The 17504-nt window shown below is 33.7% G+C and carries 14 protein-coding genes and 1 other annotated feature; of the genes, 10 read left to right on the forward strand and 4 right to left on the reverse strand.

Annotation, left to right across the window (positions count from 1 at the left end):
- Positions 1 to 65: 65 nt before the first annotated feature.
- The gene (locus tag HMPREF2864_RS07380; RefSeq protein ID WP_070545375.1) at positions 66 to 677 is read left to right on the forward strand and encodes a hypothetical protein; all 612 of its coding nucleotides are present in this window, start codon (positions 66 to 68) and stop codon (positions 675 to 677) included.
- A gap of 145 nt (positions 678 to 822) precedes the next feature.
- Here HMPREF2864_RS07380 and HMPREF2864_RS07385 read toward each other — a convergent pair whose 3' ends face one another.
- Positions 823 to 1017 (reverse strand): stage V sporulation protein AC, encoded by a 195-nt coding sequence (locus HMPREF2864_RS07385; protein WP_070545373.1) that lies wholly within the window; start codon positions 1015 to 1017, stop codon positions 823 to 825.
- A 233-nt stretch (positions 1018 to 1250) separates the two neighbouring features.
- On the opposite strand from HMPREF2864_RS07385, the gene HMPREF2864_RS07390 reads away from it, so the two are divergent.
- Entirely contained in the window at positions 1251 to 2042 is a 792-nt protein-coding gene (locus tag HMPREF2864_RS07390; RefSeq protein ID WP_070545371.1) for a hypothetical protein, read from the forward strand.
- Positions 2043 to 2305: 263 nt separating this feature from the next.
- Here HMPREF2864_RS07390 and HMPREF2864_RS07395 read toward each other — a convergent pair whose 3' ends face one another.
- Positions 2306 to 3175, reverse strand: a complete 870-nt coding sequence (locus HMPREF2864_RS07395; RefSeq protein WP_002460873.1) for a LysR family transcriptional regulator — start codon at positions 3173 to 3175, stop codon at positions 2306 to 2308.
- Positions 3176 to 3311: 136 nt separating this feature from the next.
- Between HMPREF2864_RS07395 and HMPREF2864_RS07400 the strand changes: the two genes are divergently transcribed.
- The 5 genes from HMPREF2864_RS07400 to thrS all read left to right on the forward strand — a co-directional run bounded on the left by HMPREF2864_RS07400 (position 3312) and on the right by thrS (position 10155).
- A complete protein-coding gene (locus HMPREF2864_RS07400) occupies positions 3312 to 4349 on the forward strand; it encodes an ABC transporter ATP-binding protein (RefSeq protein WP_070545369.1) in 1038 nt (345 codons plus the stop codon).
- 4 nt (positions 4350 to 4353) lie between these two features.
- Positions 4354 to 5376, forward strand: coding sequence for an extracellular solute-binding protein (locus HMPREF2864_RS07405; RefSeq protein WP_070545367.1), 1023 nt, complete (start codon positions 4354 to 4356; stop codon positions 5374 to 5376).
- Position 5377: 1 nt separating this feature from the next.
- Positions 5378 to 7036 carry an ABC transporter permease gene (locus HMPREF2864_RS07410; protein WP_070545365.1) on the forward strand — a complete coding sequence of 553 codons (1659 nt, stop codon included), beginning with the start codon at positions 5378 to 5380 and terminating at the stop codon, positions 7034 to 7036.
- Between the two features lie 41 nt (positions 7037 to 7077).
- The gene (locus HMPREF2864_RS07415) at positions 7078 to 7692 is read left to right on the forward strand and encodes a metallophosphoesterase (protein WP_070545363.1); all 615 of its coding nucleotides are present in this window, start codon (positions 7078 to 7080) and stop codon (positions 7690 to 7692) included.
- A 281-nt stretch (positions 7693 to 7973) separates the two neighbouring features.
- Positions 7974 to 8188 (forward strand) — a binding site (T-box leader).
- A gap of 50 nt (positions 8189 to 8238) precedes the next feature.
- A complete protein-coding gene (gene thrS, locus HMPREF2864_RS07420) occupies positions 8239 to 10155 on the forward strand; it encodes a threonine--tRNA ligase (protein ID WP_002491985.1) in 1917 nt (638 codons plus the stop codon).
- 198 nt (positions 10156 to 10353) lie between these two features.
- On the opposite strand, the gene HMPREF2864_RS07425 is transcribed toward thrS, so the two are convergent.
- On the reverse strand, positions 10354 to 11856 hold the full coding sequence (locus tag HMPREF2864_RS07425; protein ID WP_070545360.1) for an FAD-dependent monooxygenase: 1503 nt from the start codon (positions 11854 to 11856) through the stop codon (positions 10354 to 10356).
- A 312-nt stretch (positions 11857 to 12168) separates the two neighbouring features.
- Here HMPREF2864_RS07425 and brnQ point away from each other — a divergent pair, with 312 nt between their 5' ends.
- Positions 12169 to 13527, forward strand: coding sequence for a branched-chain amino acid transport system II carrier protein (brnQ, locus tag HMPREF2864_RS07430; RefSeq protein WP_002460857.1), 1359 nt, complete (start codon positions 12169 to 12171; stop codon positions 13525 to 13527).
- 144 nt (positions 13528 to 13671) lie between these two features.
- Here brnQ and HMPREF2864_RS12185 read toward each other — a convergent pair whose 3' ends face one another.
- On the reverse strand, positions 13672 to 13830 hold the full coding sequence (locus HMPREF2864_RS12185; RefSeq protein WP_002460855.1) for a hypothetical protein: 159 nt from the start codon (positions 13828 to 13830) through the stop codon (positions 13672 to 13674).
- 313 nt (positions 13831 to 14143) lie between these two features.
- Here HMPREF2864_RS12185 and HMPREF2864_RS07435 point away from each other — a divergent pair, with 313 nt between their 5' ends.
- Positions 14144 to 14872: a zinc ribbon domain-containing protein gene (locus tag HMPREF2864_RS07435; RefSeq protein WP_002491961.1), complete on the forward strand. Its 729-nt coding sequence runs from the start codon at positions 14144 to 14146 to the stop codon at positions 14870 to 14872.
- A gap of 13 nt (positions 14873 to 14885) precedes the next feature.
- Complete coding sequence (locus tag HMPREF2864_RS07440) at positions 14886 to 17498, forward strand: AAA family ATPase (protein ID WP_070545358.1); 2613 nt, start codon at positions 14886 to 14888, stop codon at positions 17496 to 17498.
- The last annotated feature ends 6 nt before the right edge of the window (positions 17499 to 17504 follow it).

A 17504-nucleotide genomic window follows, 5' to 3' on the forward strand; every position in this document is an offset into this window, starting at 1 on the left:
ATCATGAAGGTAATGAAGATTCAAGATGTGTTATGACGCACCTTGAATTTAAAGGAGGAACAACCATGAAAGGTAAATACAGCATGATGTTAGTTATATTCGTTACGCTAGGCTGTTATTACATGTTTGGTCTAAATCACAAGTTAGATGTGTGGCTTGAAGACTTCATAAATACACAATCATGGTTGCAGTATATTAGTATCAATGTGTTATTCATGATAATGATGGTACCTTTTTATTTATATATCAGGCGTACGATGCAACAAATCAATCATATCAATACTTTGTTTATGCAAGAAAAAGATAAACCAGATTTTAATATGGAAAAATTTAAAGAAAGTATTGATATTCCAAGTAGTCAGTTTATTTATTTTGCACTATTTCCAATGATTGTGCTGCTAGGGTTAGGCTTAAAAATAGTTAAGCACTACCAGTTTGAAATACCTAGTATAATTGTGATTGCACTGTATGTGATAACATTTATTGCTACGTGTAATTATAGTACTAAATTGATTATGAATATAGTGCACAATCAATGGCTAGGCTATGTAATCATATTCCTTATAGCAGTAATTGTAACCTACTTAACATCAACTGAAGAGCAAATGTTTTTACTTCTTTTTTCAACCGTTAGTTATATTATGGATAAAATCAGTTCGAAACATAATCATGTTTGATGCTATGAACTATATATTGGCAGTAGTTGTCTAGCCCAAAATTAGTAAGAAAATAATAAAGTTTCACATGAAACATAGACGTGGAAAATGCTCCTAGTAGAAACCGATAGCGTTTGCGTATTCATGGTAATCACTTTTAACAGAACTATTTATCGTTATTTCTTTTTAAAAAAAGAGACAAGAGTGAAAAAATACCAATAACACATGTAAATCCTAGAGCGCCTACTAAACCTTCCCCAACTGTAATAGGGTTACCTACGATTAATTCAAACAAATAATATGTGACAAAGAATCCAATAAAGCAAATCAATAAAGAAAAAATATACATCGTAATTTTCATATATAAAAACAACTCCCTTTAAAAATTTATCACGTTATATCAAACAGTGCAATTTGCTTCTATACTGACTTTTATCACAAAAATGGAAGACACGCTTAAATAATTAAAAATGCATTCGCGGTATAATAAATATAACTATAGAATATGTTTATAAAAATTAGTGGTGATTTAACAAAAATCTTAAACTGAGGTCATATTATTCTTCTATCATTAGTATTAAAGGAGGAATGTATATGAAATTGAAAGGTATAAAAGTGGGTATAGCTACAACAGTATTATTGATGTGCAGCGGTATTACACATCACTATACATATGCTGCAGCAGATCAATATGAGGTGAAAGTATATGTCGATAGTGATAAAGTGGTCAAAGATAATCGTCATATTAAACATGATGTTTTAGAAGCACTGAGTTCTGAAGATAAAGATGAAGACTTTAACGTCGCTTTTCTTGATAACAAAGAACGTTCAAATTACAAAGATAAAATCACATATAGACTGCGAAAAAGTGAAAAGGATAAAAAATATGCATTACAGTACAAAAAGCGTTATCCAATCGTAAATAATCAAGTAGATCAAGCAATTAAACAAGCGAAAGCAGACGGTTACAATGGTGACGAGTTTGAAGTTGAGTATGGCGAGAATAGTCAAACACTAAGTGTAACAAAGGAAGCCAAAGCAGATACAGATTTAAAAGGGTTAGAAATGCCTAATGCAGCTCAAAGCTTAACATTATTTAAATCATTTGCCACGAGCCCATACAAAAATAAGCTTGCAGCAATCACACAACCAACATTAATTGGTCCAGTTCATTTCGAACGTCACAAAGGTACTATCAATAATCATGATATTAAAATTGAAAATTGGGATGTAAAAAATCAAAATATCGTTGAAATATCAACTAAAGTGAAAACAGAAGCAGAAGCCAAAAAAGCTCAAAAGGACATCGTTAATAAGCTCAATGATTTAGGTATACACGAGCAACGTGATCAACTTAAAACAAATCTGATATTTGATAATTACTAGACAGACATTGAGGTCTAGTGCAAAATTACAGCAAAAAATCTTTTCTTCGAGCAGGATTTCCTCAATATCCTTATGATAGTAAGAGGTATGATTTGAATGTATGAAAACGGCAATATCTATTGATAGCGTATGTTGCGTTACGTGATCGATTTTATATATAAGACACCTCGTTCATTTAATTTAGTAGTGTTTATTAAATGAGACAATGGTGTCTTATTTTTCTAAACATGTTAACCCGTTTTGATTTTTATCTAAAATGCATGTTAACTTTCGTACATTAATGATATAAAGTTCTGAATAATAGGTGTCATATATTGATCCTCACGATAAATTAATGAAATGTGTCTAGGAGCGGGTGCATGGGGAAGTGTTTTAGCGGTGATGTATGGATTGTTACTTAATGCGCGCTCACTAATTAGACTTAAATAATCTGCGTCTTTCAACATTTCTAAAATACTACTTACGCTATTGGCTTGCATACGTACTGGTAAATCCACAAAATTTTCTGTTTGCCATTCTTCAATACTTTGTCTAGTAGAACCCCCGCTATGTAATATAAACGGATACTGTGTAATATCTGTCAATCTTAAATGTTCTTGAGCTGCGAGTGGATGGTGGCAATCCATTGCGACCATTAAAGGATTATCAGTAAAGCGCTTGACTTTGATATCGTCGTCATAAAAGCCTTTTTCTGAAATAACGCCGATTTCTATTTCTCGATGACGTAGCTTTTCTATAATATTGGGTGCAGTATCAACTATCAAATCAATTTGAATATGCGGGTAAGCTTGAAGATAGTTTTTAAGTATATGCGGCAAAATGTGATAAACCGGTGCATGACTTGCGCCGATTTTTAAAGTGCCACGCTTAGACTGCCGGTAGTCTTCCAAAATATCTTCTGTTTCCTGCATTAAATACAATAGTTTATTACTGTTACGAAATAGTAATTCTCCAGCTTCAGTGAGTTTAAAATGCTTCCCCTTTTTATGATATAGCGGTGTGCCATAGCGTTGATTTAAATTTTTAAGGTGAAATGTGACAGTAGGTTGTGTAATATTCAGTTTTTCTGCGACCATATTTTCATTTTGATATTCCACAAAATGTTTAAAAATAAGCATTTGTTTTGTATTCATCGGTTTACACTCCAAAATATAAATTTTATCTATATATCTATATAGCTTACATATACTTTTTTGAGGAGACGTTAATATTATATTTAAACTTCGTTAACAATCTTTTCCTATAGTTATAAGTGAAAGAGGTGAGAAAGTGGTTTTAGAATTACGTGATATTACAAAGTCCTTTAATTCAAAACAAGTCATTCAAGGAATTGATTTGACTGTAAAACAGGGAACATTTTTGTCACTATTAGGAACATCTGGCTGTGGGAAAACGACGTTATTGCGATTGATAGCTGGCTTGGAAACACCGGATAATGGTGTGATTACTAATGATGACGATGTGTATTTCTCGTCACAGCAACACGCTTTTATGGCACCGGGAGATAGAGATTTAGGTATGGTTTTTCAAGATTTTGCGCTGTGGCCACATATGACAGTGTTTCAAAATGTAGCTTATCCACTAAAGGTAAAGAAAGATACCAATCAATTGAAAGAACGAGTTATGGTTGCTTTGGCAGAAGTGAAGTTAGCGGATCAACATGATAAAGCAATTCATCAATTATCTGGTGGTCAACAACAGCGGGTGTCATTGGCGCGAGCAATTATTTCACAATCGAAATTAATTTTGATGGATGAGCCCTTATCGGCATTAGATGCAGGGTTGCGAGAAGACATGCAATTACTCATCAAGCGGCTGATTAAGACCTATGGTATGACAGCTATTTTTGTGACACATGATCAATATGAAGCTATGACGATGTCCGACGAAATTGCTGTGATGAGTGATGGCAAGATTATTCAGCAAGGCGCACCCGAATCATTGTATTACAATCCACAAAGTAAAAAGGTTGCAACATTTATTGGCAAAGGAACCTATATTGAAGGGCAAGTTCAAACGCATATTTTTACTAATAAGCAAGGATTAGAGTTACCAGTGAATGATGAGATAAAAGAAGGTACATATGGTTTATTGATTCGACCTGAAAATATCCATGTACATGCTGAAGAACAAGAAAATCAAGCAATCATTAAGACAATGCATTTTACAGGAGAAAGATATCAATATACTGCACAACTCGCTAATGAAACTGTGATGTTTTATGATACGCAATTACATGATATTGAAGATACAGTGTATTTAACATTTGATATACCAAAAAACTACTTTATTCATTTGGGGGAATAAAAAAATGAAACAGTTAATCAAATATTTCGTTTTAACGATAGCGGCAGTCTTAGTACTTACGGCATGTCAAAATAAATCAGAAGACGGCAATAACAAGTCCGACTCAAGTTCTGGCAGTAAAGATAAATTGGTTCTTTATGCAGCTGGACCTGATGATTTAGTCAAAGATATGGTAAAAGAATTTGAAAAAGAAAGTGGCAAAAAAGTAGAAGTCTTTCAAGGGACGACGGGCGAAATTTTAGGTCGCTTAGAAGTAGAAAAAGATAATCCGAAAGCGGATGTCGTACAACTCGCATCATTACCTGCTGCACTTGATTATAAGAAAAAAGGGTTAATCGAACCTTACAAAGTTAAGAATCATAATAAATTGTATAAAGATTGGATTGATAGCAAAGGTTATTATTACGGTTTCAGCGGTAGCGCATTAGGCTTGTCATATAATACCAAAGCAGTAAAACAACCACCTAAAGATGTTAAGGATTTAACTAACGCTAAATATAAAAATAAAATTGCGATTCCAGATCCATCAGAATCAGGAACTGCCTTAGATTTATTATCTATAAAAGTGAATAACGAAGGGGATAAAGCTTGGGATGAATATAAAAAATTAAAAGACAATGGTATGAAACAAGCAGGTGCTAATAAACCAGCATTAGAATCAGTTATTAAAGGCGACAATGATGTTGTTTATGGTGGTGTCGATTACATGGTCTATAAAGCTAAAGCGAACGGTGAACCAGTAGATATTAAATATCCAGAATCAGGTACAGCAATTTCACCAAGACCAGCATTTATTTTAAAATCATCAAAACATAAAGAACTGGCCAAACAATACATGGATTATGTCACTGGTAAAAAAGGACAAAAGCAAGTGGATGACCATTATTTAATTCCAGCAGATAAAGCTGCAGAAAAGAAAAAAGGTAAAGCTAAACGTCAAGATATTAAAGAATATAAATATGATTGGGAAAATTTATCAGACAAAAGTGAAAAAGTATTAAAACAATTTACGGAATTGATGAGATAATATGCCACAAAACAAACTCATGTTAAGAACTAATCAAATATTAGCTAGTGTCGTGCTCTTTTTGCTTATTATCATGCCCTTATGTTTAATACTTTTTAAAGGATTTGTACCGTCTGAAGAAAATACTTTTGTAGGTAATATATCACAGTTATTTGAAAGCTATCACTTAAAAATATTATGGAATTCAATTGTTTTAGGTATTTCAGTATTGATTCTAAGTACAGTTATTGCCTTACCATTAAGTTTTATTATGACTAAAACGACGTTAGTAAAACATCAATGGTTAGATATGATGATTATGATTCCATTCATGGTGCCACCATATATTGGTGCTATGGGTTGGATGCTGACAATGCAGCGCAATGGTTTGCTTGAGCAAATTAGTCCTATCTTTGCACATATAACACCGTATTTCTTTAGCTTTTTTGGCATGGTACTTATTATGAGTTGCCATTTAACGCCATTTTTATATGTCATGCTAAAAAATGCTTTACTGACAATACATCAATCACAAGAAGAAGCGGCTGAAATATATGGCGGTTCGTTTATGTATCGTTTTAGAAAAATCATCGTGCCACAATTTATCTCAGGTTACAGCATGGCGGCACTATTAGTATTTGTTAAAACAATTGGAGAGTTTGGGACACCAGTTACAATGGGGAATCGAATTGGCTTTCACGTACTTACTTCAGAAATTCATCATAGTGCGTCGATTTGGCCGATTGATTTTCAACGTGCGGCATTGTTATCGAGTTTGTTATTGGCCGTTAGCATGACCGTATGGGCATTCCAACAATGGGTTCAAACGCGTACTAATATTCAAGCTGATTCTGGTAAAGGTCATCAAGTAAAGATTCATAAAGCATCATCATGGAATATACTATGCTATACGTTTGTTGTGGTTGAATTGTTTGTGACGATTGTCTTACCGTACGCGAGCATTTTTGTCAGTGCCTTTATGAAAAAGTTAGCTGCTGGCTTTCATTTTAGCAATTTTACAATTAATAATTTTATCAATGTATTGACGGGTAATGGTGGTATTGCACTGTTTAACAGTATCATGCTTGCAACGATAGCAGCGACATTGGCTACTGTCATTGGTTTATGGTGTGTCTTAATTACAAAACACAAAAGTATGCTAAGTCGATTAATTGATTTTACAAGTCTGCTTCCAAATACTGTGCCGGGTATTATTGTTGTGATTGGATTGATATTGTTTTGGAATAACCGATACAACATATTACCTATTTATAATACGATTGCTATTCTGATGGTTGCTTACACTGTACTTTATATTCCATATGCCGTACAGAATATTAAAAATGTGGAAAGAACGTTAAGCCCTAATTTATATGAAGCAGCTGTAATTTCAGGTAGTCATGGCTGGACATTATTTAGAACGATTACATTACCATTATTGAAACCGGGTATGATATCTGGCTGGATTTTAATATTCTGTATTTCTATGCGTGAATTAGTCGCTTCATTGATGCTACGACCACCGAATACGGATACTTCATCAACATTTATCTATCGCCAGTTTGAACAAGGTGACTCTGCGCAAGGTATGGCGATGGCATTGATGTCCATTGGTATTACATCAGTGATATTAATCGCGTTAGAGGTCTACCAACGAAAAAGCAGTGTCCAGCAGTCTTAGATGTGTAATGGACTCAGTACAAGAGGAGTTGATACAAGCGTATGCCGCAACGAATATTAGTTGCCTCAGATATTCATGGTCATGGAGATGCTTTAATCAAGCTACTAAGTGAGACAGTATATAATGCAGAAACAGACCAACTCGTATTACTTGGAGACTATGTAAATAATGGTCCAGATTCGGTTGGGACATTACGGTTAGTTCAAAAATTAGTCAACAAAGGAGCTATAGCGCTTGTTGGAAATCATGAATTACGTTGGTTAGAAAGACAGGATAGCGAGGCACAGGCTTGGCATAAATTTTTGAGTGGACTGCCGTATATCAAAGTGTTAGATTCATACATCTTTGTGCATGCTGGTATCGATGTGCGGGTCCCCATAGATAAACAGCAGTGTGAACATGTAACTGCGCATCATTCAGTAGCATTAAATCAGCATCAAATCAAAGGCAAAACAATTATCCATGGTCATGTGCCAAATTATAAATTGGGTTATTCAAAAGAAGAAATCCATATTGAAAACGGCATGATAGATATTGATACAGGGGCAGGACATAATATGTATTTGACACTAGTAGATTTGACAAATGCGTGCAGCTATAGTGTTAATGTATCACACAAAGATGGTACGATTCGTAAACGACATCTAATGCTGTGATAGATACTGTAAAAAATAAGCGTTAAAATTGCTTTGACAAACCAAGCATCTGTAACATCATTTTTTTAAGATCTAAACGCTATATTGGCAGTAGTTGACTGGATTGAAAGTACGCTGGATACCAAGCTTTTTCAATCCTGGTCAACCGTGCTGGGGCGGGACTACGAATTCATTATGAATGCTGTCTTGCTTCCTAAGTCATTGTTTAAAATATGAATTTTCTTTTAAATATTCTGACATCAGATTGACTATCTTTATTAATAGGTATATGATGATAAAAAATCAATATTATTTAAAGGACACGAACTTTATGGACGATTTTCAGAGAGGGAATGGCAGCTGAAAGGTTCCTAAATCATAAATGAAGTTTACTACCTTGTATTATTTACATGGAAACATGTAACGTTTCATGTGCGTTAATACATGACTAGAGTGTCATCTTATTTAAGATGGAATTTTGGGTGGAACCACGGGTAATAATAGACTCGTCCCTTGTTTAGGGACGGGTTTTTTATTTATATATCAAATTTTTAAGGAGAGATTATCATGTCTAATCAACGAATCAATATTCAGTTCCCAGATGGAAGTCAAAAAGCGTATGAACAAGGCGTCTTAGCGCGCGATGTTGCTAAATCAATCAGTACGTCTTTATTTAAAGCGGCAGTCGTATGTCGTGTGAATGGAACGTTAGTTGATTTGACCTACCCGCTCCAAGAAGATTGTGAACTCACTTTCTATACATTAGAAGATGCTGAAGGTATAGAAGCGATGAGACACACTGCCGCCCATGTACTAGCACAAGCATTAACTCGATTATATCCTCAAGTCTTATTGACAATAGGACCAGTCATCGACAATGGATTCTACTATGACATAGACTTGGATGAATCAATCAGTGAAGTCGATTTAAATAAAATCGAAAAAGAAATGAAGAAAATTCAAAGTGAAAATTTAGACATTGTAAAAGAAAATGTCAGCTATGACGAAGCAAAAGCTTTATTCAAAGATAATCCGTATAAGTTAGAGATTATTGAGCAATATCAAGGTGAACAACTATCAGTATATCGCCAAGGTGAATTTTTAGATTTATGTGTTGGACCACACGTGCCAAATACAAAATTTGTGAAACATGTTAAGTTAACTAAAGTTTCCGGTGCTTATTGGAGAGGCGATAGTGATAACAAAATGCTTCAACGTATTTATGGTGTGGCTTTCCAATCACAAGCGCAGTTAGATGACTATTTTGAATTTTTAAGAGAAGCAGAAGCACGCAATCACAGAAAATTAGGTAAACAATTAAAATTATTTATGTTCTCTGAAGAAGCACCTGGCATGCCTTTCTATTTGTCAAATGGTCAATTTGTGCGTAATCAAATGGAGAATTTCCTGAGAGAAATTCAATTGAAAAATGATTATGATGAAGTGAGAACACCACTTATGATGAATCAAAAACTATGGGAAGAATCTGGACATTGGGATCACTATCATGAAAATATGTACTTCACAAAAGTAGATGAAAATGATTATGCTTTAAAACCAATGAATTGTCCGGGTCATATGTTAATTTTCAAAAATGAACTTAGATCATATAAAGATTTACCATTAAGAATGGCAGAGTTTGGACAAGTACATCGCCATGAGTTTAGTGGGGCGTTAAATGGATTATTACGTGTAAGAACATTTTGCCAAGATGATGCACATATCTTTATTATGAAATCTCAAATTAAATCAGAAGTAGAAGATATACTAAAATTAATTGATTATATTTATTCAGTGTTTGGCTTCACATATAGTATCGAGTTATCGACACGTCCAGAAGATTATTTAGGTGAATTAAAATTATGGAATGAAGCGGAACAATCTTTAGCCAATGTGCTTGATGAATTAGGGCTAAAATATACAATTAATGAAGGTGATGGTGCATTCTATGGCCCTAAAATTGATGTGCATATTAAAGATGCATTAAACCGAAGTCATCAATGTGCAACAGTTCAACTTGATTTCCAAATGCCAGAAAAATTTGATCTTACTTATATTAATGAACAAAATGAAAAAGAACGTCCTGTTGTATTACACAGAGCGATATTCGGTTCTCTAGATCGCTTCTTTGGTATCTTAATTGAACACTTTAAAGGAGCGTTCCCACTTTGGATGGCACCTGTTCAAGTAAATATCATCGGTGTATCTGACAATAACACAGCCTATGTGAATAAAGTATTTGAAGCATTACAAAATAATAATATTCGTGTGGTTATTGATGATAGAGATGAAAAATTAGGTAAAAAAATTAGAGAAAGCCAAATGAAAAAAATTCCATACACTTTAGTGCTTGGAGACCATGAACAAGAGAATAATGTTGTTTCAGCAAGAAAATATTCGCATGAAGATAATGAAGTGATGGATATTCAAGCCTTTATTGCACAACTACAAGAAGAAGTAGAAAGTAAAGCACTACTTGTATAAGACATAAGTACTGTTGTGTTAAGTTTAAATTCTACTAACACTGAGATGCACTCCAAAAGTTAGACTGAAAATCTAACCTTGAGGAGTGCATTTTTGCGGATAAATATTTAATATTACGCTAATTTTAAGACACTACTGAAAAATATGTTATGTGTTAGCTTCAGCAATAGGTATCCTTATGTTTAAAGTACCTAATATTTAGGGTTTAATGTGATATTTTTCAATCATCTGTTTAAGTGGTTCTACATCATATGAATTTGTAGACACTGAAATATAGCCATCTGGTCGTACTAAAAATACAGCATCACGTTGAATGTCTTTTTGGGACATCTGTGTAACCCAAGGGATATGGTAAATCGGTAATTGTGAATCATATGCGAACTGTTTTAATTCTTGTGTTAATTTGCCATAAATATGGATTTGCCAAGTTCGAGATTTTAGAGGTTCGAAATTATCGATTGAATCAATATGAATCCATGGAAGACGATCGCCGCCAGCAATGTTCCCATAATTTCCTATACTTAAATCACTGTGTTTATAATGAATAGCTGTTTGAGATATCGTTTTATACAGCTTTTTCTTCAAAATATCCAAATGTAATAAAGTAGGGAAGATATAGGGAATAATCCAATCTTTTACGACTTGACTATTCGCCATAAATTTAAATCCTGTATCAGTAGTGTTCACTAATTTTTTTGCAAATTCAATGCGTTCAGGTTCATACGTATCTAAAATTGATTTATCAGCTTTTCCTTGGATGACGTTACTCAGCTTCCAAGCTAAGTTGAAGGCGTCGCTAATGCCTGTATTCATACCTTGACCACCAGCGGGACTATGAATATGTCCTGCATCACCACAAATAAAGGCACGATTTACTCTAAAATGTTCTGCTACTCTATGATGTGAGCGGTAAGATGAATACCAATTAATGTTTTTAATGTGTATAGGTAAGATATTTTCGGAAAATGGTATCAGTGGTTTAAATGATTCAGGCGGTTCACCATTGGTCTTTACCTCTTCGGGGATAATACCAATGAGGCGTAATTGTTCTGTTGTTCTAATAGGAAAACCAACACAGAAATGATTACCATGAAAGCCCATACTAGCACCATCTAATTGTGTGTTCGTTTCAACGTCCGCAACATAAAAGAGTTGTGTGTATGTTCCGCCAGGGAAACCGATATCAAGTCGTTTTCTTACGGTGCTACTGGCACCATCACAACCACAAATGTAATTGAATGTTTCAGTTACTTCTTCACCATTAGGTTGTTGAAATGTCGCACTTATAAATGTCTCGTTGTCATCAAATGATATAAGTTCATGTTCCCAACATACTTGTCCACCGACTTTTTCTAATTCTTCTACAAGAATTTGTTCATGAATATCTTGCGGTAAAGTTAATACATATGGATAAGGACTTACGTCTTTTCCTTTCTTTGCAATCGGTAATTTGCCAACAAGACGTTTATCTTTATATACATTAAAATGTTGAATTGGTATGCCTGCTTCAACAATCTTATCGTCGAAATCATATTGACGGTAGAATTCAAGTACACGTGACTGAACGACCATGGCTCTTGAAGCTGTGCCGGGGCCTTTATTTTTATCAATCAGCTTATATGATATACCTTGGGCACTTAAAGCAATGGTTAATGCCAATCCACTAGGTCCAGCGCCTACAATTAAAACATCATTTGACATGGCATTCTCTCCTTATTCGGATATTTTTATAATTATTCCCATAAGCATTATACATTAAGCATGATAGCAAGAATAAGGTGATGTTAACCGAGGTTAATGTCTTAGAAAAGGCATACATAGAAGTTAAAATTTAATGAAAGCTAAAATGTTGAAAAGGTCAATTCAGTGAGATTTTGATGCAATTTAGTAAGATTAAATTTACAATTTGAGAGAAAATACATCTTTTTTAAAAATTTATTGAATAATCTGAACAAATAGACAATAAAACCATGTATAATAACAAATATCACATAAATAGGAGACACAAGAATTATGAAGAATCATACATTAACGTTAAAACAAAATATATTTATTGGTTCGATGTTGTTTGGTTTGTTCTTTGGTGCTGGAAACTTAATATTTCCAATCCATCTCGGTCAAACGGCAGGCGCAAATGTTTGGTTGGCCAATTTAGGTTTTTTAATTACAGCGATTGGTTTACCATTTTTAGGCATTATTGCAATAGGAGTATCAAAAACCAATGGTGTCTTTGAAATTGCTTCAAGAGTAAGTACAAGTTATGCATACATATTTACAATCGGGTTATATCTCGTTATAGGACCGTTCTTTGCTTTACCAAGATTAGCAACAACATCCTTTGAAATTGCTTTTTCTCCATTTATTTCACCAAGTACTGCAAAGATATTACTACCAATATTTAGTATTGTATTCTTTGTTTTAGCATGGCTGTTCGCTAGAAAACCATCTAAAATATTAGATTATATTGGTAAATTTTTAAATCCTATATTTTTAATATTATTAGGTATTGTCGTCATTTTGGCATTTATCCATCCAATGGGTAGCATCAATCATGCATCGATTAGTCCAGATTATAAGCATGGCACAGTGCTTAAAGGCTTTATTGATGGCTACAATACGTTAGATGCTTTAGCGTCATTGGCATTTGGTATTATTATCGTCTCAACTATTAAAAAATTAGGTATTTCAAACCCCAATACGATTGCTAAAGAAACCTTTAAATCTGGAACAATTAGTATTGTTGCAATGGGTGTTATATATACGTTATTAGCGGTGATGGGAACGATGAGTTTAGGCCATTTCAAAGTAAGTGAGAATGGTGGTATAGCATTGGCACAAATCGCTCAATACTATCTAGGTGATTACGGCATTATTATTTTATCGTTAATCATTATTGTTGCTTGTTTAAAAACGGCTATTGGCTTAATAACTGCATTCTCTGAGACATTTACAGAATTATTTCCTAAACAAAATTATTTAGCTATTGCTACGATAGTTAGCGTTCTAGCCTGCATCTTTGCAAATGTAGGATTAACGAAGATTATTATGTATTCAATACCAGTATTAATGTTTATTTATCCTTTAGCAATTACATTAATCTTATTGACATTAATCAGTCCACTATTTAATCATTCAACAACTGTTTATCGCTTTACGACATTCTTTACAATGATTGCTGCGTTAATTGATGGTATAAAGGCAAGTCCAGAATTCTTTGTAAACACAAGTTTCGCGCAATGGTTAATTGCGCTAGGTGAGCATTACTTACCATTATTTGACATAGGCATGGGTTGGATGTTGCCGGCACTTATAGGCTTTATTATCGGACTCATCGTTTATAAAATTCGCTTACCAAGACAACCACAAACATAAGAAAAATTACTTAAAAACTTGTTGAATGACTGTGCATTGGCAGTGTTCAACAAGTTTTTTCAATCCTAGTCAACCTTGCTGGGGCGGGACTACGAATTCATAATGAATGCGATTCCGCTCCCTTGTAATAACGAAGCATTAATATTACTTATTATCTCTTTTATTGAAAATTATATATAGTAAAAATCCTAAAGCTAACCCTAAAAATGCGCCTGCTACAATTTCTTTAAATATTAATCCTAATCCTAAACCCAAAAACAAGCCACATGGAATAAAAAAGCTATTGTGATTATTTATTTTCATATTTTAAATAATACCTCCTTTATAATAATATACCATTATTAGAGTCGCTATTTTCTATCTTAGGATTAGATTTTATATTATTAGCGAATGTAATCACTTAATAATCATCTTTCACAGTTGCTCATTCATTGCCAATAATTGGTAAAAAGAATGCACTGCTTTTTTAAAATTTCAGTTAAATGTGAAGCATCATAATTTTTGCAATAAGGTACTGACAACGGCACAAAACTTTATTAAAATATTATATATATTCAAAAAACAAAAATTGTCTTGTTATTCATTTGACATAGACTTTATTCAGGGGTGAACTTTAATGAAGTGTAAGCAATGTGGGACAGAATTTAATCATTTCCAACAACACTGCCCGACGTGTGGTGAACCGATACAAGTTGATACAACATCAAATCAGCAACAAACTTCTAAGCAATCTCAGAAACGTGATATTAGAAGTCAGTTTGGCGCAGGTGCACAACAGCATAAAAAACGACCTGATCAGCAACAAGAAGCAAGCCATGACAGTGATGTAAAAGAGCAAGTTGGCGCATCATCAACTACAGATGAAGCGAATACACATTCAACAGAGTCTCAAGAGCAATTCGGTGCACATTCAGGTGATCATGCATCACACGTATCGAAGAACGATTTTGGTGCTTCTTCGACGGATTCAGTTTCAACAGGATTTTTGGATGTCGTTAAAAACATCTTTAAATTAGATGATACCGCGGCATGGACTAAACGTATCATTATTTCAATTGCGTTTTTTGTGTTTTATGTATTTTTCATTCATATAACATATAATATGATAATATTTATCTTGAATGTGCTATTATTCCCATTTGTGATGTGTGTTGTTGATCACGTACTTAGTAAAGTATTTAAGAAATCAAGTTATGCATACGATATTCAACAACATGGTTTTGCCATAGCTACTGGAAAAGTTGCACTTAAATACATATTCTTATTATTTATATGGAACTTTTCGTGGATTCTTGGCATTCTTTCGTTTATTTATCTCTATTCATTGGCAAAAAAACTAGGTTAAGGGAGTCATAACAATGAAAAAACCAATACTTGTTGGCAAAGGGTTTCGTCGAATTAGTTTTGAAAAATTAGTACTAGAAACGCCCATCCCGGATGACAGCACAATTGTATTTGAGTCTTTAGGAGACCAAAAGCACTATTTCAATCAAGGTATGCAATTTCAAAATATGCGCTTTAAATTACGAGGTAACAGTTTACCTGAAGATACAGTGATTGATTCTTGGTTTTATATTGAGAACTGTAATGCTGTTATAGAGAATTTAACAATTGATAATTCACAGCCTAATGATCATGCGCTAAATATACATAATAGTCATGTGACAATAAATAATGTCATTTTAAAGGGGAAGCAAGCTATTGCACTATATATAGATCAAAACAGCAGTGTGTCTATTAATGAAGTGACGGTAGATACTCATGCTGAAGAGGAAATTAGTGGAATATTTGTAGATAATGGTTCACGTGCTCAAATTAATCAGTCTTTAATGAATGGATTAACAGCGAATCAAGATGCATATATTGAAGTCAACCATAGTCTATCGACTGAAACAGTATGTGCGCAGCAAGAAGGTAGAATCAACGCAAATGATTTATATATCGATAAGACAGAGGAAACCATAGACATCATGTTGTTCAGTCATGGACAAATGTATATTGATGGACTAACTATTGTTTCGGGAAGCTCTGAAGCATATTTAGAAGAAGGCTATCTATCGTTACAACATGTTAATACCGAAAATACTAATGGATTTCTTGTTAATATAGACAATTTTTCAGACGCTGAAGGAGAAGGCTTTGAAGTCATTAACAGAGATGAATATCAGCGCCAGTTAAATGATCAGGGAGCATATGCACAGAATGTAGATGACAATATAGGACAAGAAGACGTTGATACTCAATTTGACGAATTCTATGAAGACGATACAGTTAATGAATCAGAGAATGATAGTTATGAAGATACTATGGATGCGTTTGATGAAGAAGCAATGCCTGAAGAAAAAAGTGCATTAGATGCGATACATGAGCTTATTGGCTTGGATGGTGTTAAAAAAGCAGTAGAAAAATTTATTAATATTTCTAAAATAAATAAAATCAAACAACAAAAAGGGTTGCAACCAAATAAGCCAGCCATGCATTCGTTATTTATCGGGAATCCAGGTACCGGTAAAACAACGGTTGCGCGTTTGATGGCACAAGCATTATATGAAGAACAAGTCATTAAAGAAAACAATTTTGTTGAAGTTTCACGTCAAGATCTCGTATCAGAATATATTGGTAGAACTGCAACACAAACGTTGGAAGTGCTAGAAAGCGCTAAAAATGGTGTATTGTTTATTGATGAAGCATATACTTTGGTTAGCGAGGGAGATAAAGGATTTGGTCAAGAAGCAATAGATACAATTCTTAAATATATGGAAGATCATAGAGAAGAAATCATGATTATTTTTGCAGGCTATACCAATGAAATGATTACTTTTAAAAACTCTAATCCAGGTCTCGCCTCAAGAATACCTCACACATTTGATTTTGAAGACTACAAGTTACCTCAACTTGTACAAATTGGTGAAGCTGATTTAATAAATAAAGGTTATGTATTTGACGCTGATTACTATCAAAAAGCCTTGGCCAATGAATATCGACATAATTTTGATAATAGTAATGGACGCTGGGTTCGAAATTTCAATGAAAAATTAACGTCAGAACAAATACAACGTATTTCTGAAAGCGGGGAATATATAGATGATGAAGCACTAATGACTATTACAGATAAAGACTTTTCGATCTTTTCATCACAAGATGATCGTTCAGATGAAACGTTACATGATTTATTAGAAGAGTTACATCAGCTCATCGGCTTAGCTAACGTCAAACAACACGTAGATAAAATTATTAATGAAGTAAAATTCAATAAATTATTAGAAGAACAAGGCAAAGTTACGACGCATAGTAATTATCATATGATTTTTACTGGTGCTCCAGGTACCGGGAAAACGACTGTTGCTAGATTATTAGCACAAATATTTAAACATTTAGGTCTATTGTCAAAAGGTCATTTAATTGAAACAGAGCGCAGTAAGTTGATTGGTAATTATATCGGTCAAACGGAAAAGAATACAAAACAAGCAGTCGAACAGGCAATGGGCGGAGTATTATTTATCGATGAAGCTTATCAATTAACGCCAAAAGGTCAAAGTGACAATGACTTTGGTAGTCAGGCAATTGAAACATTGATTACGGAATTAGAAAATAATCGTAATAAGTTTATTGCTATCTTTGCCGGCTATAACGATGATATGCAGCGCTTTCTAGAATCGAATGAAGGCTTAAAGTCACGTGTTCCTTATCAATTACACTTTGAAGATTACAGTCCAGAAGAAGTGGCTGATATTGTTGTAATGACATTAATAAAAGAAGATTGGCAATTTGATGAAACCTTATTAAGAGAAATTGTGGAAGAACTATATGCGAATATTGAAGAATCACAAAAGTCCAATGGTCGTTGGGCACGTAATTTCGTTCAAGAACTATTAGTTAGACATAAAAATAAAGTAATCCAAACAGCTACACCTGATGCTGATTTAACAACAATTAGCAATGAAACAATTCTAGAAATGCAGGAAGTATAACATACG

This window comes from Staphylococcus sp. HMSC059F04 (assembly GCF_001812565.1).
In the GTDB taxonomy this organism is placed as follows: domain Bacteria; phylum Bacillota; class Bacilli; order Staphylococcales; family Staphylococcaceae; genus Staphylococcus; species Staphylococcus lugdunensis.

What these genes read in the sequence shown, in the direction of transcription:
- HMPREF2864_RS07415 (WP_070545363.1), top strand. Translation starts at nt 7,078, where the DNA reads ATGCCGCAACGAATATTAGTTGCCTCAGATATTCATGGTCATGGAGAT.
- HMPREF2864_RS07395 (WP_002460873.1), bottom strand. Translation starts at nt 3,175, where the DNA reads ATGAATACAAAACAAATGCTTATTTTTAAACATTTTGTGGAATATCAA.
- HMPREF2864_RS07440 (WP_070545358.1), top strand. Translation starts at nt 14,886, where the DNA reads ATGAAAAAACCAATACTTGTTGGCAAAGGGTTTCGTCGAATTAGTTTT.
- brnQ (WP_002460857.1), top strand. Translation starts at nt 12,169, where the DNA reads ATGAAGAATCATACATTAACGTTAAAACAAAATATATTTATTGGTTCG.
- HMPREF2864_RS12185 (WP_002460855.1), bottom strand. Translation starts at nt 13,830, where the DNA reads ATGAAAATAAATAATCACAATAGCTTTTTTATTCCATGTGGCTTGTTT.
- HMPREF2864_RS07405 (WP_070545367.1), top strand. Translation starts at nt 4,354, where the DNA reads ATGAAACAGTTAATCAAATATTTCGTTTTAACGATAGCGGCAGTCTTA.
- HMPREF2864_RS07380 (WP_070545375.1), top strand. Translation starts at nt 66, where the DNA reads ATGAAAGGTAAATACAGCATGATGTTAGTTATATTCGTTACGCTAGGC.
- HMPREF2864_RS07390 (WP_070545371.1), top strand. Translation starts at nt 1,251, where the DNA reads ATGAAATTGAAAGGTATAAAAGTGGGTATAGCTACAACAGTATTATTG.
- HMPREF2864_RS07385 (WP_070545373.1), bottom strand. Translation starts at nt 1,017, where the DNA reads ATGAAAATTACGATGTATATTTTTTCTTTATTGATTTGCTTTATTGGA.
- thrS (WP_002491985.1), top strand. Translation starts at nt 8,239, where the DNA reads ATGTCTAATCAACGAATCAATATTCAGTTCCCAGATGGAAGTCAAAAA.
- HMPREF2864_RS07410 (WP_070545365.1), top strand. Translation starts at nt 5,378, where the DNA reads ATGCCACAAAACAAACTCATGTTAAGAACTAATCAAATATTAGCTAGT.
- HMPREF2864_RS07425 (WP_070545360.1), bottom strand. Translation starts at nt 11,856, where the DNA reads ATGTCAAATGATGTTTTAATTGTAGGCGCTGGACCTAGTGGATTGGCA.
- HMPREF2864_RS07435 (WP_002491961.1), top strand. Translation starts at nt 14,144, where the DNA reads ATGAAGTGTAAGCAATGTGGGACAGAATTTAATCATTTCCAACAACAC.